This is a genomic window from Marinomonas maritima, assembly GCF_024435075.2.
GTDB classification, from domain to species: Bacteria; Pseudomonadota; Gammaproteobacteria; order Pseudomonadales; family Marinomonadaceae; genus Marinomonas; species Marinomonas maritima.
Genome location: NZ_JAMZEG020000003.1, coordinates 107,425 through 132,078 on the forward strand (window position 1 = coordinate 107,425; position 24,654 = coordinate 132,078).

Genomic DNA, 24,654 nt, shown 5'->3' on the forward strand with positions numbered 1-24,654 from the left:
CCCTCCACACCCAAAAGGTAATATTTCAGAACTCATAATTTAATCTCGCCAATCACTTAATCGAGCTCGCAATCGCATAGCCGCTTGACTATGGATTTGACTGACTCTTGATTCACTGACACCTAAAACAGCGCCAATCTCTTTTAAATTTAACTCTTCATTATAGTAAAGAGATAAAACTAATTTCTCTCTTTCAGGAAGAGTGTCAATCTCTTTTACTAATTGACTCTGGAAACCACCTTCTTCAACTAAAGAGTAAGGTGCATTTTCAAACTCTGAATCGATATATTCTAAATTAGTTGTATCAGAGTCTAGCATTTCTTCATAGCTAAATAATTGGGTAGACATAGAGGAATGAATCATTTCATGATACTCCCCCATACTAATCCCCATATGAGCCGACACTTCCATATCGGAGGCCTCACGCCCGAATTTGGCCTCTAACTCTTTAATTGCATTCGTAACCGCCCTTCCATTTCGCCTAACAGAACGCGGCGCCCAATCTGTTTTTCGCACCTCATCCATTATAGATCCGCGAATACGAATGCCAGCATAGGTTTCAAAGCTGGCACCCTTGGTGGATTCAAAGCGTTTATAGGCCTCAATCAACCCCATCATACCAGCCTGAGTTAAATCATCTATATCGACACTATCGGGTAATCGAGCCAATAGGTGATAGGCAATTTTTTTTACCAAATACCCATACTGCTCAACAATCGAATCAATCGAAAGCGCCGCTTTTTTTGAGTATGTATTGTATCCATTTTTGGTCTGCATAAAATATTCTAAGCAACCTTCACTATTTAAGTTAGTTGCGCTAATCAAACTGTACTACATAGTTCAGCGTAACGCTTTCAGTAATAACATATCTTTACTAACTACCATACTTTAATGACCCGTAGAGCTGATTATAATGCTCCGCTGTATAAACAGCTCGACTAATCAAGTTATGTGCTCTAGCTGGCTCAATATCATCAGGTATACGCTGACCATCTGCTATATATACGACAGGTAAGCCCTCTTCAATAACTACACTAATCGCTTCGCCAAGTGAAGCAGATTCATCAAGTTTACTCAAAACACAGCCATCTAGTTGAACTTGAGAGTAAATATCGACAACTGTTTTTAATACTTGCCTTTGACTTGTACAAGGCAATACTAGCAATTTTTTAAGACTAGCCCTTGCTCGCTTCATCATTAGAAGCTGTCGCTCAAGATTAGAATCCCTTGGATTCATTCCAGCAGTATCAACAAGAACTAAAGAGTAATGTGCGTATTTTGCCAACACTTCATTTAAATCTGAGTATTCATTAACCACTTCGACAGGAACATTTAGAATACGACCAAAGGTTCTTAACTGTTCATGGGCAGCAATACGATAACTGTCAGTCGTAATTAACACCACCCCCTCAGAGCCATGCTTTAATACATGCTGAGCAGCGATCTTACCTATAGAAGTCGTTTTCCCGACACCTGTTGGCCCCATAAAAGCGATACAGCCTTTAAGCTCAGTAGAACTCGAACGAACAGGGATATAATCAGCCAAATGCGCAAGTAGACGATTCCAGTCATCCTCCCGTCCTTTTAAATCGATATCATCTATCAACCTAGAAACAACAAACTCAGACAACCCCAACCCCTTTAATTTTTCACGGGCCCTCTGCTCAACTGCGCTTATCTTGGAATCACCGCTCCCTTCATTCTGCCGCCGCTCCAGCATAGCACGGACATTTTGAAGCTCTAGCTCCATCTCACGCAATTGCTTGGCACTATCATTATTTCGTACAGATAGAGCCTCTTCCACCCGAGGGTCTTCTTTATCTTCAGCGAGTGGAGGCATATTAAACTGCGCTGTAGAAGACTTATTTAGCTGCTCGGATTGAATGCTGGGTGTATTAGTTGGAGGTGCTGTCTGCTGCTTTGCTCTCTCTATTCGCTCTAAATAATCCGAGCTAGGGTTTGCATGTGGTTCAGGGCGAGGAGCAGACGAACGCTTAGAGGTCATACTAGAAGGCAAAGATCCGTCATAATCCAAAGCGGCAACTATTTCGATCTCGCCTGTAGGCAGACGTTGATTTGACAAAATGACTGCATCAGGGCCCACAGCATCACGGACCTTCCGTATCGCTTGCCGCATGTCAGGTGCTCGAAACCGCCTAATTTGCATGAATAACTTAATCCTTCCAGTTTATTTTTCTTACAAATCCATAGCTTACCCGAAAGATTCCAATAAATATAGATACAATCTACTGCCTCGATAGGTAGATTTTATTGACCAATAACACCCACCACAGTAATACGTTTGTGGTCTGGCACCTCTTGATAAGAAAGAACCGACATATTCACCATACCATAACGCATAAAACGAGCTAACATAGGCCGTATAGGCGCAGATACAATTAAAATAGGCGTATTTCCCATTGCCTCTTGCTGTTCCGCCGACTGACGAAGAGAGGTTTGTAGTTGCTCCGCCATTTGCGGCTCTAAAATAAGCGCTTCCTCATTTTTAATACCAGACTGCTGACTTTGCTGAACCGTCTGCATAAGCATTTTTTCTAACTGAGGCTCAAGCGTCAAAACTGGAATTTCTTCAACTCCATCCGCTAATGTCTGAATAATTAACCGCGATAAGGATGTACGAACCGCTGCTGTTAATATCATAGGGTCCTGAGTCTTAGGCTGCACCCCCATTATGGATTCGGAAATGGTCCGCATATCCCTAAGAGGAACTCCTTCAATCAATAGATTCTGCAAGACCTTGAGAAGAACACTCAATGGCACCGTGTTCGGCACTAACTCTTCAGCCAATTTAGGATTATACTGCTTTAATAAGCTCAGCAACTGCTGAACCTCATCATGACCAATCAATTCATACGCATGTTTATGCATGATCTGATTAATATGAGTCGCCACTACTGTACTGACATCAACAACCGTATACCCAAAGGTCTGAGCCTGATCCCTTTTCTTAGGGTCAATCCATACTGCATCCAAACCAAACGACGGATCTTTACCAGCAATCCCATCAATAGTTCCAAATACCTGCCCAGGATCAATCGCTAAATCTTTATCGGGATGAACCTCTGCTTCAGCCAAACTCACCCCCATAAGAGTGACCCTATATGCATTAGGCATTAAGTCTAAATTGTCTCGGATATGTACACTAGGCACTAAGAAACCTAAATCTTGAGATAACTTACGACGTACACCTTTAATTCGAGCCAATAGCTCACCACCTTGAGTTTTATCAACGAGTGGTATTAAACGATACCCTACCTCTAACCCAAGCATATCAACAGGAGCCACATCATCCCAACTAAGGTCTTTTACTTCAGTCGGAGCAGAACTATCAGAAGAGGCTTTGCTTTTACTGCTTTTCTGTCCTTGCACGGTTTTTTGTTTCTTCCGGTATTCAAGGTAATAAGCAAGACCACCCAAGCAGGCCGCTAGAGACAAGAAGGAAAAATGCGGCATACCAGGAACAATCCCCATAATCGTCATGACACCGGCGGCCACATATAAAGCTTTTGACGATCCAAACATTTGCCGTACAATTTGCGACCCCATATCGCCAGTCTCGTTAACCCGAGTAACCATGATAGCCGCGGCAGTCGACAACATAAGTGAAGGCAACTGCGCAACCAATCCGTCACCGATGGTCAACAATGAATATCGTTCAATTGCCTCAGAAAAAGAAAGGTCATGTTGTGCCATGCCAATAGAAAGGCCGCCAATAATGTTAATGCCAAGTATCAATAATCCAGCAACCGCATCACCTTTTACAAATTTAGAAGCACCGTCCATGGAACCATAAAACTCAGCCTCAGAAGCGATTTCGATACGGCGCTCCTTAGCCTGCTCAGCATCAATCATGCCAGCATTTAAGTCTGCATCAATAGCCATCTGCTTACCTGGCATTGCATCCAAGGTAAATCGGGCACTCACCTCAGAAATACGACCAGCACCTTTTGTCACTACCGCAAAGTTGATAATCATCAAAATCGCGAATACAACAAAACCAACAACGTAGTTACCACCAATAACCACTTCGCCAAACGCTTGAATTACCTTACCCGCAGCATCCCCACCTTCATGACCATCCAGCAAGACCACTCGTGTTGAAGCCACATTAAGTGCAAGCCTCATTAATGTAGAAACAAGTAAAACAGTAGGAAAAACAGCAAAATCCAAAGGGCGCATTGAATAAATAGCGACCAACAATACAACAATGGCAAGGGCAATATTAAAAGTAAAAAGAACATCTAGCAAAAATGCTGGTATAGGTAAGATCATCATCGCCAAAAGCGATAATAACAAAATAGGAATACCTAGATTCCCGCTAAAAACACCCTGAACCTGCCCTGCAAGCCGACCACGGTCAAAATTCACACAACATCCCTATGGAAGAAGAAAAATACAACACACAATTAACTACCATCCCACTGAAATTCATCTGGCACATCCAAATTGGGCATAACTTCAGGCCGTGGCGCACCTGTACGAGCATTACGCAACTGATACACATAAGCCAATAGCTGAGCCACTACTTTAAATAAGCCTTGAGGTATCTCATCACCAATTTCGGTATGATGATATATCGCCCTTGCTAATCCTGGGGATTGTATCACAGGGATATCATAGTGATTGCCAACTTCACGGATTTTCAACGCTATGAAGTCACCACCCTTCGCGAGCAAAACAGGCGCCACACCGCCCGTTTGGTCGTACTTTAATGCCACTGAAAAGTGCGTCGGATTAGTAATAATAACATCTGCATTTGGCACATCGGACATCATTCGATTCATAGCAGCCTGTCGCTGCATTTGACGAATTCGTCCTCGCACCAGAGGGTCACCTTCTTGTTGCTTAAATTCGTCTTTGACTTCCTGCTTCGTCATTTTAAGCTTTTCTTTATGAGACCAAACCTGAAAAGGCACATCGATAGCTGCAATTAACGCCAAAGCAAGAGTCACGAAAATGAAGGACCAGACAACAATATCAACGCCATGAGCAATAGCCAATTGAATCGATTGGAACGTAAGCCCTAAGGTTTCTGGCAAAAAATACCTCAAAACCAATGTTGCAACAACGCCAACCAACGTCACTTTTGCGATAGACTTAAGGAGCTCAACCAAAGATTGAACGGAAAACATTCGCTTCAAACCTGCTATAGGACTCATTTTACTGAGCTTAGGCATCAAGGGCTCCCATGCAAAATTCAGCCCCCCTAAAGCGATACTACCCACAATGCCAGCCACAGCCAGAACGGACATAAGCAACACCATGGAGTCCATGATAGTTACGATCGACTCATAAAGATGAAAAACCATACGGCTAAGATCAAATATATCCGAACGCTCAACAACAAAGTTAAAGTTAAACAATACCGCCAAATCACGAGCCAATAAGGTTCCGGTTCCGTATAAAGTAGCAGCTGCAACAATCAACAGCAGCGCAGAGCTAAGATCTTTAGATCGAGGTAAATTACCTTTATTACGAGCATCTTGAAGTTTCTTACTACTGGCTCCTTCGGTTTTTTCACTACCGTCTTCATTCTCAGCCATTTAAATGAATCCCCCACGTAACGTTCATCCAGTTAATAATTTCCCCAAAGAATAACAAGTAGATATTCAAGAAATCATCCAACATAATCCAAAAAAAGAACAAAGAGAATAGCATTATAATTGGAAAGCCAAGCGCAAACACGTTTAACTGCGGAGACGCCTTAGCAACCACACCAAAAGATAAATTAATAACCAGCACAGCAATGGCCAAAGGCAATACGATAAGCAAAGCCTTCTCAAACATCCACCCACCCAACAACACCAATTGCCAATAGCGCTGACTAGAAAAACCGCTACCAATGGGCCAATAGTTAAAACTTTCAGCTAAATACTCAATCATCACTAGATGACCGTTAGTTCCCAAAAAGGCCAACGCCACCATTGAAAGGTAATATTGACCAAGTGTAGCAACAGAAATTCCATTCGCAGGATCATTAGACATGGCAAAACCAAGCCCTGCCACCATCGCAGCCAACTGCCCTGCAAGCGAAAATAACTGAAATAATATAGTGATGACAAAACCAAGCACAAAACCAATAATCAACTGCTCGGCTATAAGAACAATATAGGCTGGAGAGACGGGGTCATAATTAGGGATATCAATAACAGGTGTAATAATAATGGCAACAAGGAAGGAAAAAGCAATGCGCAATCGCGGACTAACCAATCGACTACCAAACAAAGGCAGTGCCATAAAAAAAGCACCAATCCGAAAAAAAGGCAAAAGAAAACTGATCGTCAGATTTAAAAGTTGATCAGGATTAATTTCTAGCATTAGCCTATTATCATAGGAATATTAACAAATAAATTGATCGTAAAATCCATTAACTTCATTAATATCCACGGCCCCAGCTGCATAATAACTAAAATAGTAACGATCAACCTAGGCAAAAAAGACAGTGTTTGCTCGTTAATTTGTGTTGCAGCTTGAAACACACTAACAATTAAACCTACGATTAAGCTTGGCACCATCACAACACCAACGATCAGAACAATTAAGTAAAAACCCTGCCCGTATAAGCTCAATACCACTTGAGGATCCATAATTAAATCCCGAAACTAGCCGCTAATGTGCTCATAATCATAGACCAACCATCAACCATCACAAAAAGCATAATTTTAAAAGGCAGCGAAATAATAATTGGTGACAACATCATCATCCCCATCGCCATCAAAACACTGGCCACAACCATATCGACAATTAAAAAAGGAATAAAGATCATAAAACCAATTTGAAAAGCCGTTTTCAGCTCACTCGTTACAAAAGCAGGCATTAGAATTGTAAAGGGAAGTGTTTCCATAGACTGAATCGTCCCCTCTCGACCAGCCAATTTAACAAAAAGAGCAATATCATCTTCTCTCGTCTGCGCCAACATGAAATCTCTGACAGGAACAGATGCTGCCTCAACAGCTTGAATTGACGTCATTTCTTCTTTTAAGTATGGCTGCAGGGCAACTTCATTAACCCTATCTAAGGTTGGTGTCATAATGAACAAGGTCAAAAATAAGGCCATTCCTATCATTATCTGGTTAGAAGGTGTTTGCTGCAGCCCGATTGCTTGGCGCAAAATTGCTAACACGATAATAATTCGAGTAAAAGCCGTCATCATCATTAAAGCTGCTGGTAATAGTGTCAGTGCCGTCATGATAAAGAGAATTTGCAACGAAACCGAGTAGTCTTGACTACCGTCGGCATTTGTCACTACTTTGACTGCTGGTAAACCGACTTCCGCCCAAGAAGCAGCAGGACTAACCAACATTAGCAAAAGAACAAAGCGAATCACACAACATCCCCATTGTTCTTATTATCACTGGAATTTTCTCGACCTACTTCCTCCATCATAGAGGCAAATGAACTAGCCTTAGCTGGAAAACTTTTCAAATGGGAAATAGAATGCGACGTCACACCAATGAGCAGGCGTTCTCCCTCCACTTCAATAAGCATGAGTTTCTCTTTTGCACCCAAGGATTGAACATTGACAATATTAATATCCGATTGACCTAACTTCATTTGAGCAAGCTGAAAACGCTTCATTAACCAAAGACAGACCGGAATAAAGGCAATAACAAAAATTAGAGAAAAAACCACCTTCCAAATAGAAGGTGTCACAGATATTTCTTGCACGCCTGCAGCATGTAAATAGGGGACGGCCATGCAAAGCATGGCCGTAATAGTATGTTTATTTAAAAAAGAAAAAATCAATTGGCACTACTTTAGTCGTCTAATACGCTCACTAGGACTTACAACATCCGTTAAACGGATACCATACTTATCATTAACCACAACCACCTCACCGTGCGCTATCAATGTACCATTTACTAATACATCTAGCGGCTCTCCAGCAAAGCGATCGAGCTCAACAACAGACCCCTGCGTCAGCTGCATTAAGTTTCGAATTGCTATTTCCGTGTTGCCTAATTCCATAGAAAGAACAACCGGAATATCCATAATCAAATCAAGATCTGAACCAACGCCGCCAGCAGGTACGGAAGGATTCGTAAGCGTCTCAAGTTTCACGGGCTCGACTTCTTGCTCCGTCATTGCTGCCGCCCATTCGTCTTCAAGTCCTTCGCCCTCTTCGGTTTCGCCAGCTTCAGTCATTGCTGCCGCCCACTCATCCGCTAAATCGTCGTCCATTCCTTCTGCATCGGGATTTTGCTCTTCTGCCATGTTATTTCGTCACCTTCGTCTTAAAACTTTCTTCCATCTGCACAGAGTAGTGCTCATTAGTCATGCCCAGTTTACCTTTAAAGGTCGGAACATTATTCGCTCTAACGGTAACGAACTCTGGCATTTCAATTGGGATAACATCACCCACTTTAAACTTTAACACTTCGCCCAAAGAAATCTTTCGATTCGCTACATTCACCGTTAAATTTACAGCAATATCTTTTACATCTTGCTCAAGAGATTTACCCCAGCGATCATCTTTTTCATCAACATCACTCTGCACACCAGCGTCGAGCAATTCACGTACAGGCTCAATCATAGAGTAAGGTAGAGTAATATGAAGCTCCCCGCCACCACCATCCAATTCAATATGAAAAGTAGACACGACGACAACCTCACTCGGACTAACGATATTTGCCATAGCAGGGTTAACTTCTGAGCTGATGTATTCTAATTCTAATTTTAATACTGGCGCCCAAGCCTCAGTCAAATCAACAAAGACTTGCTCCAGCATTAACTGAACAATCCGAATTTCAGTCGGTGTGAATTCTCGACCTTCAATTTTAGCATGACGACCGTCACCACCAAAAAAATTATCAACCAGTTTAAAAACTAACTTTGCGTCCAGAATAAAGAGAGCGGTACTTCTTAACGGTCTGAATTTGACTAAATTCAAACTGGTTGGAACATAAAGAGTATGAACATACTCACCAAACTTCATCACCTGAAGACCACCAGAAGAAACATCTGCCGTCCGGCGAAGCATGTTAAATAAACTAATTCGCGTATAACGAGCGAATCGTTCGTTTATCATCTCCAAGGTGGGCATTCGCCCACGCACAATACGTTCTTGACTAGTGATGTCATAAGATGCCACACCATTAGCATCTCGGTTATCTACTTCAGCAGGTTTTTCATCGGCACCATGCAGGAGCGCATCGATCTCGTCCTGCGATAACAGATCTTGAGCTGACATAAAATTACTGCATCACAAAGTTAGTAAATAGCACACCATCAATACCACCTTGACCAGTTTCCTGTTCAAGAATGCCATTGATTGCACCTAAAGCGGCTTTTTTAAGAGCCACCTTCCCTTCAGCTGTCTGCAACTCATCAAATGACTGACTTGAAAAAAGCAATACAAGACTATTTCGAATTAAAGGCATATGAAGTGTTACTGCATTAATTTGATCCATATTTTTAGATTTAATCGACATATTAAGCTGCACATAACGCTGCTTACCACCAACCATCAAATCAATCGTAAACGCAGGATCTAACGCCAAATAAACGGATGGCTCTTTAGCCAATGCGGCTTCTGCAGATTCCGAAGAATCACTGTCACTTCCGCCACTAAACAAGAAGAAATAAGCCGCTGCACCACCGCCACCTAACAACACTAAAAGAAGAGCTCCAATAATAATAAGCTTTTTCTTACTACCGGATTTTCCGTCTTCTGTACCGATATCCAAACCATCTTCTTCAGCCATACCATCAAACCTTTAGATACACAAAAACTTTCTACAGAGCGTTTATAACACGCTTACACGCTATCGGCCTTCTATTCTACAAATATTCAAACAGAGCACCATCAGTTTTTCGTAAGTTTAAGCGTAGTAATCGACACCAGACGCAGAAACATACGATACGTTATTCGCAATTAACTCATCATCACTGTCTACAATGTTGTTCTGATTCGCCGTATTGTTTTGATTATTGTCTCGATCTTGTGCATTAGAAGTATCTTGCTGTGAAACGTCAACATCTGCTCGACTTAGATCCATTCCTTGCTGAGCCAACATTTCTCTCAGCCGCCCCATTTGCCCTTCCAATAAATCTCGAGCCTGTGGTGTAGCGGCAACAAAGCTTACCTGAGTATTTGAGTCACTATCTACTGACACCTTAACCGTTAAACTGCCTAATTCTGGCGGGTCCAAGCGGATGTGCGCAGTATGACCACCATCGCGCGCAACCCAAGCTACCTTTTGACTCATTTCGCTCGCCCATCCAGGATGACTAGGCGGCAAGTTCATTGTCAGGTTAGTTTGAGCATTAGGAACAGGGTTATTGGAAATAACAGCCGCCATGCCAGCAGAGCGATTAACATTATTATGGAGAGAGCTGTTTAAGCCACCACCAACATCACCCGCAGCACCATCAATTTGAGCTGACATCCGACCAAGCATCACTTCTTGTTCTTTTTTACGTAATTCAATGGGCTCATTAATCAAAACGCCATCCTCTCCCAGCAGAGAGTCCGCAGCATCCATCTTCATTTCGCTCGAGCCTGAGGCCGCAAGAGCGCTCTCCGACAAAATTAAAGGCGGCACATCAGAACGACCATTTTTATTAATAACCCCCGCAACTCCAGCAGCAACCGTTGTCACTTTGGCAGCATCAAGAACAACACCATCACCCGCAATTGCAGATATAGGTGTAGCTTTAGTACCTGATGATGCCATTTGAGACATAACCCAAGATAATTCCCCTTCACCATTAGCGTCTAGCAACTCAACAGACCCCGAATCCGACTCAGGAAGCATTTCAGGCTTAGGTAATAAATCAACCTTACTTACATTATTAGATACATTGCGCTTTATCGCATCAAGCCCTACCGCACCAGTACTGACAACAGGAGCCATTGCGCCTAATTCCGTCTCTGGCACCATAACACTATCAATAGAGCCGCGCTGAAGCTCAGAAGAGGTAACGCCGTCTGGCATAAACTTCCTCTGAGGTGTAGCGGTCACGCCACCTGAAACAAGCTCCTCCTGAGAAGAAGTAACGCCGTCTGACATAAACTTCCTTTGAGGTGTAGCGGCCACGCCACTCAAGATTTGATTAGCATCACCATCAGGGCTAGTAGGTGTCGAAGGCTGATTTTCTGTGTTTTTAAAATCAGGAGAAGCGGTAACAGATAAAAGGTCAGAGTTTTCTTCAGCAGGCACAGCCGCCAAACTGTTAGAGGGTTTTATTTCGCCATCATCCTGCAAAATATTGCCGCTACCTTCAATCGAATTTGTCACCGTAGCAACAACATTAGAGGCAGAACCAGAAAGCTCTGATGGAAGCACATCACCTTTAGTCTTACTATTAATTGACACGTCACTACTATCAGATACTTTTATAGTAGAAGTTGAACTGGTAGGTAAAGAGGCTGATGACGAAACAGTAGGAGTGGATGATTCACCAGCAGTCGATGTTTTACTAGGATCGAGAGCTTCTTTAGCCTTATTGAAATCATTTGCGAAAGCCTCCCCATTTGTGGAAGGAGCTTTCACTAAAGATGATTTAGTGGGCGATACACCTGAAGATAAAGGCAATACTGTATTTGAATCTGTGCGCATAATTTCCTCCAACGATAGAGAAGACTATGCAATAGCAAGGCCAATTTAACTATGATGACCAACGTGCCAGTGATAATGCGCCTTCACCGTGCTACCGCCTTTGGAAAACTCCAACTTATCACAAAGTTGATTCAGCAAAGCGAAACCTCGATTATAAAGCAATTCCGTATTGGATATATCATAGTTGATGCTCTTATAATCAAACCCCGAGCCGCTGTCCTCCACACATAACACAAGCATCCTGTCGTTATTGTCTGACGTTACTTTAACAGAAATTTTGACATAGCCACTTTTTAGACTTAACAGACGACGCTCACGCTCTTCATAGTAATGCGAGAAGCCTTCATTGGATTTTTTCTTATCCGAGCTCAACTTCAAAACGCCATGCTCGAGTGCATTCGAATACAGCTCCGACAGAATCATAAAAATCTGACTGGAAAAACTGCTTAACCCCGGCACGGTTGTAAGTATTTGCAAGACATAAGGAAGAGGATCTGTATTACGAAGTGAATCTGCATTCAGAATATACTCAAACGAAAAATCAGCAGGCGCTTCGTCATGTCCTTTCGAAATATCATGCCCAGACGAATCTATACCTATATTGGTATCCAAGCGAATACTAAGACATGAGATGTCATCATGGGGGTTGTCCAAAACGCCCTCTTGTTTTAAGCGTTCAGTTAACCAATCTAATGATTGACCAGGCTCAATTTCACCCCGATAAAGCGGGGCAAGAACAGAATGGCAAAACATTTCTCCGGATAAATCTGAAGCCTCATAAATACCATCAGAAAATGCCATTAACCTATCCCCAGGAACAAAAGACATAGGGTCAATCTGACACTCGAAAACATCTGGCGGAAGCACGCCTAAAGGCAGGTTTTTAGAAATTAATCTGATCGGCTTATCGGCGACTTGTGAAAAAAACAATAAATCAGGCAGCCCACCATTCCAAACCTCAATGCTTTTATTATTCACTTTGACATCAATAAAGGCAGCACTACAAAACATATTTGCTGGTAGAACACCTTTCAGACGAGCGTTTATCTCTGGGATAATTTGGCGCATCAAAAAGCCTTTTTTCGTCCAATCAAAAAAGATATCCGCAAGTGGTAACGCCCCAATGGCGGCCGAAAGACCATGTCCAGTAAAGTCCCCTAATAATATATGCATTCCACCATTTGGCTTATAAGCAGCTAAAATGACATCACCATTAAACGTATGAGTACCATAGTGAATGGTCGAAAGTGCAGGATCCTCCAAACAATTTGAGTGCGTTATATTCTCATAAACAACTTTGGCAACATCCTGCTCATGAAGCAATTTTTCATTATATAAAGCCATTGCATCACGCTGATCTTCAAGTGTTTTTTGCATCACCAACAATTTAACAATGGCATTTAATTTTGAAGTAATAAGCGCAGGACTATAGGGTTTAGATATAAAATCCGTGCCACCAATTCGTAGGCAGTTAGATAAAGCAATGGGGTCAACAACACCAGAAAGGAAAATAATGGGAACAAATAAATCACCAGCAAGACGCTGAATTTCTAGCGCCGCTTCCCAACCATCTTTGCGCGGCATTTTTATATCTAAACAAACCAATTGGATAAGTTGAGGATCAAATTTATCAATGGCATCTTGCCCATCAACAGCCGATATAACTTTATGTCCAAATTGACTCAAAATCGTTTTAAGTAAAATACGGTCAGAAGGGTTATCATCTGCAATTAATATAGTTAAAACTTGCTCCATTATTAACTACTCAGTGATGTCGAAAAGCCGATGGAAATTCGCAATTTTAAGAGTATCAATAACCACGCCATTCACATGGACCAAACGGATCACAGCCTTCTCTCCACCAGCATGATCTCTCAGTAACAGCAGCATGCCAAGAGCCGAACTATCTAAGTATGTCACTTCAGCTAAGTTAACTTCATAATACTTTACCGCATTAAACGCAGTAAAAGCCTCTTTAAATGTTTTGTGGCAGCTGTAATCAAAACGACCTTTTATTTTGATTGTCAGGCACTCTGTTTTTTTATCAAAAAAACTTTCAACCACAGCTTGCTCCTCGAATCTGAATGGCAAGCCTTAAAGCTCATCCGACTCATCATTAGATTCCTCTATAGACACGTCATAAATCGTATCTTCTGAAATATTTGATGCCGTTTTCGTCATCAACCCATGAATTCGTTCAATCATTTCGTTAACTGACTCTCTAGCTCTATCCAAACGAGCCACACCAACACTACGATCCGACTCAAGTAGTGACAGAGTTGAAGCCGCCACAGACTTCATACCTTCTATTTGATCTTGTACCTTACTAATATCATGCTCCACATCGATAGCGAAACGGTGACGAATTTTTTCACTTTCACCCTCTGTCGCGGCAAGACTAGACAACACTCCAGCCCTGACCTCGTTAAGACAACGATCAACATCACTCAACAAAAACACATCAGAGGATAAGTCTTTCTCAACCAACGCTAAACGCTGCAAAACAAGTTCATACCCTAGTATTAATGAGTCTCGGACTTGTTCAGACAGCCAAGCCACATCATTTAGCTCAACTTGAAACCCTTCAAAAGGCGCTTCACTAACGACAATATCTTTTTCTGATTGCTCATTGTGGTCTGTTTTTTCGTCAATTAGGGATGCTATTTGTTGTAGTTTCGTAATTTTTTCAACGTTATTTGTTCGTTCACAGACAAGGTTCAGAGAATCAAAAAGCATCACTACCTTGCGACGCACCATTTCTAATGATTTAGCAAAACCTATATAAGGAGAGTCTTTCCTTAATATTCTAATCGATGAATTCCAAACATCTTTTTCCATCAGCTTCAGACTGTGATGTAAAACATCAAACTCTGCCATTTCGGATTTTGATTGAATGTAAATAATACTCTGGAAGCTATCAGGCTCCACGTCCGAATCAGAAACAAAACGATCAACACTCAGCCAGAAAACACCATCTGATAAGTCTAATTTCAGCTCCTGATCTAACAATAAAATAGAATCAGCAACACGCTCACCAATTGGATCATCTAAACCAGAATCGATACCAAACAGAGACTCAAATAAAGGCGTATTTCTAAACCAAAGCCTTTCAGCACCCGCACTTAACCACACAACATCCCCTTCATGATTCGTTACAAAGAAAGGATCATTCACTTTAGACAAAGCCTTCTCAATCAGGCTAAGGCTCTTACCCTGTTGATCAAGATCGAAATTTCTTGATGCCAATTCACTATCAATCAAATGATTCAGATCAGTAAATTCATCTACTACATTACGTGGCGTTAGTATCGAGACATGACCATGTTTATGACGATCTATAATATAATGAAGACTAGAAAAACCAGACCGTAATTGGCGCCCAAAACGCACGGTCAGCATCATGACAATAACAACAATCAGTAAAAATATAACAACAGGTACCCAAATCAATCTTTCAACAAAAAACTGACGCTCATAATCCAAATCAACGCTAATTTGCAAAAGCGCGTCATCAAGCGTCTCTAGAATCTTAAAAGATGAATACACTGCGCCTCGCTCTCTTTCCGTCAAAGGCACAGAATCTAACTCTTTTTGAGAAAGACCACTTAACAAAATAAGTGAGCCCGATAAATCCACATCAGGCGTCATTCCATAACTATCAAGATGAGTTTTTATTAAGCGATATTCGCCCGCTAGCATTTGATGTAGATAACTTGGAGAAGGAGCCAATACACTATTTTGGCTATAAATTTTCTTATCACCAACTAATAACCACTCCAACCAATGCTCTTCAGCACTATGAACCAACTCCAAAAGCTCGCTTAGCTTTTCTTGCTGCGCATGTTGTCGCTCCAAGTTAATAGTCATCAACATGTACATGCTTGAAAAGGCTAATAACAGTATAAACAACAAGGCAAAAACGCCTTTTTGCAGACCATTAATCAGCTCTTTTCTTGGAGCACCAAAAGGTGAATGCTGTGTATTCATAGTCAATAATCACTTTCAAGCTAATGATGAAGATGGCCAAACGCCAGCAACGAAGGATAAATAATTTTTTTTATCAATAACAATAATGTCATCTTGCATAGAAGAGTAAAGACTCACTTCATCGCCCCCCCCTATTAGTTTAGGAGGCAAACTAAACTCCCTAACGCATTCTCCGCTTGGTAGTGAAGCACGCCAATCGCAAGTGGTAAAAGGCAGTACAACTGATTCTCCCATACATTCAAGAATGACTGAAAAAACAGGCACTTCATGTGACATTATCAACAACCCATCCAAAAATATTTTTGAAACAACCTTATCAAAACAATACCCATCATGAATAATAAATGACGCTAATTTCTGTTCGCCCCCATCAAAAAAAGTAAGCGAAAAAGGCGATTGATAAGGTAATAGCGCCGACACTAATTCCGCTTTTATACAAAACATCCTGCCACAGACCCTCCCAAAATAATAACCATTCTTGGAAGGATGTGTTGGTTTATTTTCTTCTCGCCAGCCATACTCCAGAGAGGATCCATCTACACTTACCAGACATGGCTCTAACAAAGGTATATTGTGCGGATTAAGCCAAATATTTTTTACCCAAGAATGAGGTGCTTGCATTTGGGAACAAATACCTTCTATTTCATCAAGAGTGAAATAAGGTACCGCAAAATACAATCCACCCTGCTTGACCACCAGCACTTGCTCAATGTATCTAGGAAAAATGCAGTAAGCCGTATCGTTTGACGATAAAAAAGGCATATCCAAAACAACTTGAGCTTTAACTGCTCCTTCAACACCAAGCCATATGTCATCACCAAGAACAAATAGGTCTTTTTCAGAAACAACATAAAACCCAAGACACTCAGCTTGATCAAAAACAAACCGCCCAAAACTGGTATCAATTTCATACAAGAAATAAGATAAAAAATCATGCCCTAAACACGCCTGATACGATAGCTTTTGACCACCCCCCCTGATTGATTCACTACCAACATAAACCAGTCCACCATGACGCACCGGAAAATAAGCAACATCTGCATCACGCTCAAATGATATAACATTCTGCGACTCTGGAACAAAACGATCTCGCTGCTCCACGTTGGATAAATCCGCTGAAAAAAGCGAGCCAAACATTTGATAAAGTAGTGTTTTAAGACGACCTTCGAACAAACCTAAAAGACGATAGCGATAATCTCTTTTTAAAGACATATTCTGAAAGAGGGGTAGAAAATTTAGTTTACACAGCTCTTTTAAAGATTCTTTCTCATTATTGTCAGAGACCTGCTGCCATTGGAGCAAAGGAAATCTAGCTTGTAACCATGAAAGAGACTGCACACTAGTAAGCAAAAAACGCCCTTCTAAATAAGCCCCCTTTATTGCATCAAGTTGAAACGACACACGTCCAGATGAAGAAAGCGCTTCCAAATACACATCTACGCTAATTGGGTCTGTCGAGGCAGATATCTCCACCAATCGAGCTTCATAATCCACATACATTGGCGAGTGCGCTTTCTCATCAGGCAAAGATAAAATAGCAACCCAACAGGAACGCTCAAGAGACAAAAGGTGATCTAATTGTAACGTGCGATCTGAGCCAAACTGACTTCCAATCGCAACTTGAAAAAGCGCGTCAGCAGCGGAAAAAAACGCGGTATGATAGCACTCAGAATAAGGAGAGCCTGACGCCAAAAGTTCATCTACAGCATCAAGAAAAGAAGAAAACCTATCATGATAAGCGTTATTAGAAGTATTTAAATCCATGTTTTTTGGCATGGAAAGCAGGGCGAGACGAAGTTTTTCTAAACCAAACTGAGGGGAATAAGCATAATCACGCAGTGCTATTTCTACCTGAGAAACAGACAAAGATAAATCGATCAGTCCATTATCCAGTCGCACCATATTTCATCCTAACAATAAGCTAAGTTGCTGTATTAAATAGCCTCTAAACGCTATCGTATATTGTCCAAAAAACGGCGCATCGCAAATTCATCACTTTGACGTTGCTCTTGCTTTTCTTCAACAACCAACTCTGCTTTGTGATTTTTTTCTTTCAACCAATCCATACTTTTGGTTTTCGACCGGGCTTGCAACCAGCGACGCATACTCATGTCTGCTTGCTGCTCAGATCGCCCAACAGCCGATTCTTGCTGGACAATCGCCTGCCGAACTCGATCAACAAAGTGCTGATAATTCGTTGTCAGGTATGCACTCAAACCGAGAAGATTACGTTCTGATTCATACTGCCCAGCGTACTCTCGCAATTCACTCAATTTTTGCAGGTCGTGCTGCACTTTGGCTTTATCACGAGCCAACTGCTGAGCAGCCGAGTCCTCTTTACCTTTAGCAAGATCGACCAATATCTGCATTCGTCGTGATTTTTTCATGCCTGACCCATTTGAAAATTAGCTAAATAATAGGCTTTTTTACAAGCTATCGTCTACTACCCTTTTGTCATTGCCGTAACCAAAGCTTCTAAGCTCTGATCAATAGTAAAACTCTCAGTAAGAGACTGCTGGAGAAATTTTCGGATCTCAGGCATCTGAATAATAGCCTGATCTAGGTCTGGATCGCTGCCTCTTGCATATGCACCAACCGAAATAAGATCTTGATTCTGCTGAAATTTAGAATAAAGCTGCTTCACTCTCATTGCACCATACAAATGATCTTCACTTACTATGTGTGGCATAGCTCGAGAGATTGAGGCTTCAATATCGATGGCTGGATAATGCCCTTCTTCTGCTAGACGCCGAGACAAAACAATGTGACCATCAAGAATCGCCCTAGAGGCATCCGCGATCGGGTCTTGCTGATCATCGCCTTCGGTTAATACCGTGTAAAACGCCGTTACCGAACCACTACCTTCACAGCCGTTACCGGCACGCTCCACCAGCTGAGGAAGTTTTGAAAATACAGAAGGTGGATAACCTTTTGTTGCTGGAGGCTCACCTACCGACAACGCTATTTCACGTTGTGCTTGAGCATAGCGAGTAAGAGAGTCCATCAACAACAACACATTCTTGCCTTGATCACGATAATACTCTGCAATACGTGTTGCCAGCATAGCGGCTCGTAAACGCATCAACGCAGAATCATCAGCAGGGGAAGCAACGACAACGGAACGGGCAAGGCCTTCTTCACCCAATATTTGATCAATAAACTCCTTTACTTCTCGACCACGCTCACCAATTAAACCAACGACGGTAATATCCGCTTCGGTAAATTTGGTCATCATGCCAAGCAACATACTTTTACCCACGCCACTGCCGGCGAAAAGGCCTAATCGCTGGCCCTTTCCGACTGTTAGTAGACTATTGATGGCTTTGATGCCAACATCCAACGGCTCACTAATTGGCTTACGCTGTAATGGGTTAATGACATCGCCATGTAGCGTCACTGAGTCCTTAGTTTTAATAGGCCCCTTACCATCAAGAGGCTTACCCAACCCATTTACCACTCGACCAAGCAACTCATCGCCAACAGGCATTTTACTGTCACCCAGTAATGGACGAACTCTCGCCCCAGGAGAAATACCTTCAATTGCTTCGGTTGGCATGAGATAGGTTAAATCGCCAGTAAAACCAACCACTTCAGACTCAACCCAGCGATTTTTTCGGACTTGAACAGAACAACGGTCACCTAATGCAACAACGCACCCTACCGCTTCCATGGTCAAACCAACCATCCGAGTTACCTTCCCCTCAAGTTGAGGAGGAAATGGGGCGACAGAGACACTACTAAGTTTACTTAATCGCTCTTCAATCGTTGACACGGCGACTAGTCCTGATCTGATAGAGAAAGATGTCTAAGTTCGCTGCAAACCGCTTCTAGCCGCTGCTCAACTCGCCCATCTATGTGAAAGGATTTAGAGTCAATGACAAAACCACCGCTAATCAGCGTATCATCGTTTTCAAGCTGTAAGGTTAATCGCTCTTTAACGCCAAGTTCATCTAAAATAGCAACATCATCAGGATGAAGACGCAGCTTAATACGGCCTTCATACTCACCTATTTCATCAAACACCCTAGAAAGCTGCTCTTTTAATACCTGATGCCCATCTTGAGCCATTTTTGAAAGACATATATTTTCGATAATTCTCGTCATCGATTGATACAAAATATTTTCAGCGGCGGTCCGACTTTCTTCCAAAGGTAACGTTATTTCTTTGACTACATTCGCCAGCAAAGCTTCAAGCGTTGCTAGCTGAATTTTAGCCTCGGCTCGAGCCTGCGCCTTTCCTTCTTCAACGCCCAACAGATGACCTTCTTCGTGACCTTTCTCGAAGCCATCCACTTCGCCTTTCGCGAAGCCATCAGAATGCCCTTTTTTATGCCCATCTTCATCACCCTGAATGAACCCTTCATCATAGGCAGCAGAGCGAATTTCTTCTAACTGGGAAGCGGTTAGAGGTTCATAGACTAACGTATCTTGATCCACTTCTTCCGTAGTAACAACAGCCTCTTTCTGTACAAGAATAGCAGGGCCAGAGTGCTCCTTCTGTGGCTTATTATCTTCTAGATGTGGAAGCTCCCAGCGCTCATAAGCCGTTAACTTACGCTCGTCTTTATCTTTTTTCTGATCAGACATACTCTAACTAGACCATCTGCTCGCCGCCGCCGCCGAGAACAATTTCCCCATTGTCAGCAAGGCGTCTGGCAACAGCCAGTATTTCTTTTTGCGCAACTTCTACTTCGCTTACACGAACAGGCCCTTTTGCCTCTAAGTCATCTTTGAGCATATCAGCGGCGCGAGACGACATATTCTTAAAGATTTTTTCCTGCATGTCCGGATCAGCGCCTTTTAACGCAAGAATTAAGGTCTCAGATTCTACTTCACGAAGAATAACCTGAATACCACGATCATCAACCTCTAATAAGTTATCAAAGACAAACATCAAATCTTGAATCGTATTTGCTAAGTCTTCATCAACATCACGAATCGACTCCATCAACTCAGATTCCACTGAGCTGTCAATAAAGTTCATTATGTTCGCAGCAGTACGAATGCCGCCGATGGTCGTTGACTGCGTTGAGTTATTACCCGAGAACTGACGCTCTAATATATTATTCAACTCGAGTAATGCCGCGGGCTGAACTGTTTCAAGCGCCGCAACACGCAATACAATATCCAAGCGGACTCGCTCGTCGAAGTTGGCTAGAATATCAGCAGCCTGATCTGGATCAAGGTAGGAAATAACGATGGCTTGAATTTGAGGGTGTTCATAACGAATAACGTCGGCAACCGCTCGTGATTCCATCCACTTAAGGGTATCCAAACCAGTGGTATTTCCCCCAAGTAAAATTCGGTCAATCAAACTTCCAGCTTTCTCTTCGCCCAACGCTTCCCTTAACATATTACGAATATAGCCATCAGCACCTAAGCCTAAACCCGTCTGATCTCCAACCAATACCAAAAAGTCATCAAGCACTTTTTCAACTTGATGACGCTGGACATTGGCTAACTGTGCCATTGTAGAACCAATCCGCTGAACCTCTTTCGGCCCCATATGTTTAAGAATTTGGGCTGCATCTGATTCACCTAACGACATAAGAAGCACTGCCGCCTTCTCAACCGAACTCAATTCTGAACCTTGGCCTGGATCACTCATTTATTTTTCCATCACCCATTGTTTAACCACTTGAGCAACACGCTCTGGCTCTTCTGCAATTAGACCGCGAATCGCATTTAATTGACGATCAATCTTCTCAGGAGAACCTGGCACTAATATATCTTCAGCACTAACAAGTGACACCTGATCGTCTGAAATCTCATCCGTTTCATCCGAGAATATAGCGGCCTCAGTATCATCAGCAACCGCAATTTTATTCTGATCACTAAGTGCTTTCAAAATTGGACGAACAACAACTAATAGCAATATTAGTACAAATATCCCCACTAACGTTGGTTGTAACAAACTCAGGAACCACGCCTGCTTATAAAGCGGAATTTCAGCAACAGCGTCGACTGGATCTGGTATGGCAAAAGGTGAATTAATAACACTGACACTGTCACCACGTGATGGATCATAACCAACAGCATCACGGACCAATAACGTTAAACGCCCCAGCTCATCATCATTCCAGGGCGTACGTATAATCGCAGAAGTATCAGGATTAAGACTGACCAAATCATCAACCACAACCGCCACAGATAAGCGTCTTACCATCCCCTGCTGTCGTTTGGTATAACTAATACTTCGATCTAGCTCAAAGTTACGCGTTGTCTCTTCACGAGACTGGCCATTTTTCGAGCCTGAACCACCACCTATCGGAGCGCCATTCTCATCCACTGCTTCAGGTATAGTAATCGCGCCTGGAGGCTGATTTGTAAGTGCTCCTGGAATACCACTAGCGTTGGCTCCAGATCCTCTATTTTCTTTTAATGTTTGTTCGCTGCGTAACGCCAATAAATCTGGGTTAAACTGCTCGGCGGTTTTTTCGATTGCAGTAAAATCAACATCAGCTGATACCTCTGCTTTAAAACGCCCTTGCCCTACAACTGGGCCAAGAATGCTATTCACTCTCTGCAACAGAACTTCTTCTACTTTACGAGCATAATCAAATTGTTTCCCTGCCACAGACAACTCAGAATCTGAGTCTTTTTCTGTCAATAAAGTACCTCGTTGATCAACAACAGTGACGTCTTTATCACTTAACTGAGAAATACTAGAAGCAACTAAATTAACAATGGCCTCAACTTGACTCTTGTCCAAACGCCGCCCAGGATAAAGTTCTAAAAATACAGATGCAGAAGGCTTTCGAGTATCTCGAACAAAAACAGATTCTTTTGGTATTGCTAAGTGAATTCGAGCACTTTTAATACTTTGTAAACTGGAAATAGTTCGACTTAACTCACCCTCAAGACCTCGTCGATAACGTGTTGTTTCAACAAATTGAGAGGTGCCAAGACCTTGCTCCTGGTCCATTATTTCCATGCCAACAATATTGTCGGAAACAATGCCTGAACCCGCCAATTTAAGACGAGCTTGATGATAAAAATCAGACTCAACAAGCAAGGCGCCTGTATTTTGATCTAATTTAAAGGGAATATTGTTAACGCTAAGAATTTCTACTATTTGATCGGCATTGTAGTCCGTAATACTACTTAATACAGGTTTGTAATCAGGGCCATTACTCCATAACACAGCCGCCAACCCTATTGCGATGGACGCAGCTAAACCAACCATTAACGCAAGCTGACGGATAACCGTCAGCCTATTAAAGCCGGTAACTAACTCTAGATAGAGCTTTTGCTCCGATTGTTCTGCAGGGACATTATCCATTAAAAAGCGCCAAGCGGTTTATTATGCCTAAATCGGCATATTCATGATTTTTTCATACGCGTCTACAAGTTTATTACGCACCTGAGTCATTGCTTCGAATGACACACTCGATTTTTGTAAACCAATCATAACTTGAGGTAAATCAACCCCTTCGTCACCGCGTTCGTAAGATTGGGCTAACTGTGATGCGTCTTTCTGTAAGGTGTTTACATTATTGACCGCATTTTTCAACATTTCTGCAAAATCTGCACGTTCAACACCTTGAACCCCGCCACCTTCGCCGCCTATTTTTTCGACACTAGGTACAGGTGAACTAGGCGCTCTAACCTGCGACTGCATATCCCTCATCTGGGACAACACTTGATTAATGTCTGGTCGACCAGAAATCATCTTACTCACCTAAAAAAACACATACACACAGCTTAGCATAAAGCCAATTAAAACAAGATACAAAAATCAATCGACATCTATACCACTTTCTCGCATTTTGGCGATTTTATAGCGTAAAGTTCTAGGGCTTATCCCCAATTTATCGGCAACAGCTTTACGCTTACCATTTGCATCGACTAATGCTTGAGCAATAATGCGAAACTCATGCTGCTGAACCCCTTTACCAAGAATGGAAGCGGCACTGTCTTCCTCTTCTGTCATATCACTCACAGTAGGCGCCAAACTCATCATATCGAACGCTATATGATCTTCGTTGATTTGTGCATTAGGACTTAAAATCAACGCGCGCTGAATAACGTTATCAAGCTCACGAACATTACCAGGCCAAGGATGAGACTCTAATTTACTTTGAGCAGATGGTTTTAAGAGAGCACCAGAAATACGCATTTTTCCAGCATGCTTTGCAAGTAAATGATGGGCAATGGGGAGAATATCTCCTTTACGCTCGCGAATCGGCACCCAGCGCAATGGAAAAACATTCAAGCGATAGTATAAATCTTCTCTAAATCCACCTTCACGAACATAATCCGCAAGATCGCGGTTCGTGGTTGCAATAACACGAACATCTAACGGAATAGATTTTTTACCACCAAGACGTTCAACCTCTTGCTCTTGTAAAACACGTAGTAATTTCGCCTGTAAACTAACATCCATTTCAGTTATTTCATCAAGTAGTAACGTGCCGCCATTCGCCTGTTCGAACTTACCTGCCTGCGAAGAGACCGCCCCCGTATACGCCCCTTTTTCATAACCAAAAAGTATCGCTTCTAGCATGTTTTCAGGAATCGCAGCACAGTTGATTGCCACAAAAGGTGCATTAGGGCGGCTTGAGTGCTGATGAATATAGTGAGCAAGTACTTCTTTACCCGTTCCACTCTCACCGCAAATCAAGACAGTTGAATCTGTTACAGCAACACGCTTTGCCAATTCCAATAACGCGATACTCGAAGGGTCTTTCGCAATCGGTTGAGGGTTTGATGAAGGCGCTGCCTTAACGGTATATTTTGCAATGGCATTCAATAGCTCTTCTTCTTGAAAAGGCTTAAGTAAATAGTCAACCGCACCATCACGCATGGCCTCTACCGCGTGGGCAATATCACCATAAGCCGTCATTAACATAATAGGCAGCTCAGGGTAAGTATCGATAACATGGTGCAATAACCCATAACCATCCATTCCTGGTAAATTTACATCTGACACCACCATATCAAACTGGCCATGCTTCAAGGCAATTACCGCCTCTTCTGCACTATAAACTATTTTACACTGGTAACTTGCTAACATTAGAGTGTCTTCTAACGCTTCCGCAAGCCCCTTGTCATCCTCTACTATCAATAACTTAACATCGGACAT

23 protein-coding genes are annotated in these 24,654 nt (G+C 42.3%); all 23 read right to left on the reverse strand.

Annotation, left to right across the window (positions count from 1 at the left end):
* Positions 1-39 precede the first annotated feature (39 nt).
* The gene (locus M3I01_RS12600) at positions 40-777 is read right to left on the reverse strand and encodes an RNA polymerase sigma factor FliA (RefSeq protein ID WP_255896232.1); all 738 of its coding nucleotides are present in this window, start codon (positions 775-777) and stop codon (positions 40-42) included.
* A 97-nt stretch (positions 778-874) separates the two neighbouring features.
* Entirely contained in the window at positions 875-2,167 is a 1,293-nt protein-coding gene (flhF, locus tag M3I01_RS12605; protein ID WP_255896233.1) for a flagellar biosynthesis protein FlhF, read from the reverse strand.
* A 101-nt stretch (positions 2,168-2,268) separates the two neighbouring features.
* The gene (gene flhA / locus M3I01_RS12610; protein ID WP_255896234.1) at positions 2,269-4,389 is read right to left on the reverse strand and encodes a flagellar biosynthesis protein FlhA; all 2,121 of its coding nucleotides are present in this window, start codon (positions 4,387-4,389) and stop codon (positions 2,269-2,271) included.
* Between the two features lie 38 nt (positions 4,390-4,427).
* Complete coding sequence (flhB, locus tag M3I01_RS12615) at positions 4,428-5,564, reverse strand: flagellar biosynthesis protein FlhB (RefSeq protein WP_255896235.1); 1,137 nt, start codon at positions 5,562-5,564, stop codon at positions 4,428-4,430.
* Positions 5,557-6,339 (reverse strand): flagellar biosynthetic protein FliR, encoded by a 783-nt coding sequence (gene fliR, locus M3I01_RS12620; protein ID WP_255896236.1) that lies wholly within the window; start codon positions 6,337-6,339, stop codon positions 5,557-5,559. The genes flhB and fliR overlap by 8 nt, the downstream gene beginning before the upstream one ends.
* Positions 6,339-6,608 (reverse strand): flagellar biosynthesis protein FliQ, encoded by a 270-nt coding sequence (gene fliQ / locus M3I01_RS12625; RefSeq protein ID WP_112140548.1) that lies wholly within the window; start codon positions 6,606-6,608, stop codon positions 6,339-6,341. Before fliQ ends, fliR begins: the two co-directional genes overlap by 1 nt.
* Positions 6,609-6,610: 2 nt before the next feature.
* Positions 6,611-7,348 (reverse strand): flagellar type III secretion system pore protein FliP, encoded by a 738-nt coding sequence (gene fliP / locus M3I01_RS12630; protein ID WP_255896237.1) that lies wholly within the window; start codon positions 7,346-7,348, stop codon positions 6,611-6,613.
* Positions 7,345-7,719, reverse strand: a complete 375-nt coding sequence (gene fliO / locus M3I01_RS12635) for a flagellar biosynthetic protein FliO (RefSeq protein ID WP_255896238.1) — start codon at positions 7,717-7,719, stop codon at positions 7,345-7,347. The genes fliP and fliO overlap by 4 nt, the downstream gene beginning before the upstream one ends.
* 54 nt (positions 7,720-7,773) lie before the next feature.
* Positions 7,774-8,235, reverse strand: coding sequence for a flagellar motor switch protein FliN (gene fliN, locus M3I01_RS12640; RefSeq protein ID WP_255896239.1), 462 nt, complete (start codon positions 8,233-8,235; stop codon positions 7,774-7,776).
* A gap of 1 nt (position 8,236) precedes the next feature.
* Positions 8,237-9,211 (reverse strand): flagellar motor switch protein FliM, encoded by a 975-nt coding sequence (gene fliM, locus M3I01_RS12645; protein WP_255896240.1) that lies wholly within the window; start codon positions 9,209-9,211, stop codon positions 8,237-8,239.
* A gap of 4 nt (positions 9,212-9,215) precedes the next feature.
* Positions 9,216-9,725: a flagellar basal body-associated FliL family protein gene (locus M3I01_RS12650; protein ID WP_255896241.1), complete on the reverse strand. Its 510-nt coding sequence runs from the start codon at positions 9,723-9,725 to the stop codon at positions 9,216-9,218.
* Positions 9,726-9,842: 117 nt separating this feature from the next.
* Positions 9,843-11,582 carry a flagellar hook-length control protein FliK gene (locus M3I01_RS12655; RefSeq protein WP_255896242.1) on the reverse strand — a complete coding sequence of 580 codons (1,740 nt, stop codon included), beginning with the start codon at positions 11,580-11,582 and terminating at the stop codon, positions 9,843-9,845.
* A gap of 45 nt (positions 11,583-11,627) precedes the next feature.
* Entirely contained in the window at positions 11,628-13,337 is a 1,710-nt protein-coding gene (locus M3I01_RS12660; protein ID WP_255896243.1) for a SpoIIE family protein phosphatase, read from the reverse strand.
* A 6-nt stretch (positions 13,338-13,343) separates the two neighbouring features.
* Positions 13,344-13,646, reverse strand: a complete 303-nt coding sequence (locus M3I01_RS12665; protein WP_255896244.1) for an STAS domain-containing protein — start codon at positions 13,644-13,646, stop codon at positions 13,344-13,346.
* A 30-nt stretch (positions 13,647-13,676) separates the two neighbouring features.
* Positions 13,677-15,569, reverse strand: a complete 1,893-nt coding sequence (locus M3I01_RS12670; RefSeq protein WP_255896245.1) for a hypothetical protein — start codon at positions 15,567-15,569, stop codon at positions 13,677-13,679.
* Positions 15,570-15,584: 15 nt separating this feature from the next.
* The gene (locus tag M3I01_RS12675; RefSeq protein WP_275565107.1) at positions 15,585-17,471 is read right to left on the reverse strand and encodes a hypothetical protein; all 1,887 of its coding nucleotides are present in this window, start codon (positions 17,469-17,471) and stop codon (positions 15,585-15,587) included.
* Positions 17,472-17,521: 50 nt separating this feature from the next.
* Positions 17,522-17,956 (reverse strand): flagellar export protein FliJ, encoded by a 435-nt coding sequence (fliJ, locus tag M3I01_RS12680; RefSeq protein WP_255896248.1) that lies wholly within the window; start codon positions 17,954-17,956, stop codon positions 17,522-17,524.
* Positions 17,957-18,012: 56 nt separating this feature from the next.
* Positions 18,013-19,341, reverse strand: coding sequence for a flagellar protein export ATPase FliI (gene fliI / locus M3I01_RS12685; RefSeq protein ID WP_255896249.1), 1,329 nt, complete (start codon positions 19,339-19,341; stop codon positions 18,013-18,015).
* A 5-nt stretch (positions 19,342-19,346) separates the two neighbouring features.
* A complete protein-coding gene (locus M3I01_RS12690; RefSeq protein WP_255896250.1) occupies positions 19,347-20,156 on the reverse strand; it encodes a FliH/SctL family protein in 810 nt (269 codons plus the stop codon).
* A gap of 7 nt (positions 20,157-20,163) precedes the next feature.
* The gene (gene fliG / locus M3I01_RS12695; RefSeq protein ID WP_255896251.1) at positions 20,164-21,177 is read right to left on the reverse strand and encodes a flagellar motor switch protein FliG; all 1,014 of its coding nucleotides are present in this window, start codon (positions 21,175-21,177) and stop codon (positions 20,164-20,166) included.
* Positions 21,178-22,851, reverse strand: coding sequence for a flagellar basal-body MS-ring/collar protein FliF (gene fliF / locus M3I01_RS12700; RefSeq protein ID WP_255896252.1), 1,674 nt, complete (start codon positions 22,849-22,851; stop codon positions 21,178-21,180).
* A gap of 27 nt (positions 22,852-22,878) precedes the next feature.
* Positions 22,879-23,241: a flagellar hook-basal body complex protein FliE gene (fliE, locus tag M3I01_RS12705; RefSeq protein WP_255896253.1), complete on the reverse strand. Its 363-nt coding sequence runs from the start codon at positions 23,239-23,241 to the stop codon at positions 22,879-22,881.
* A 66-nt stretch (positions 23,242-23,307) separates the two neighbouring features.
* A complete protein-coding gene (locus M3I01_RS12710) occupies positions 23,308-24,654 on the reverse strand; it encodes a sigma-54-dependent transcriptional regulator (protein ID WP_176334594.1) in 1,347 nt (448 codons plus the stop codon).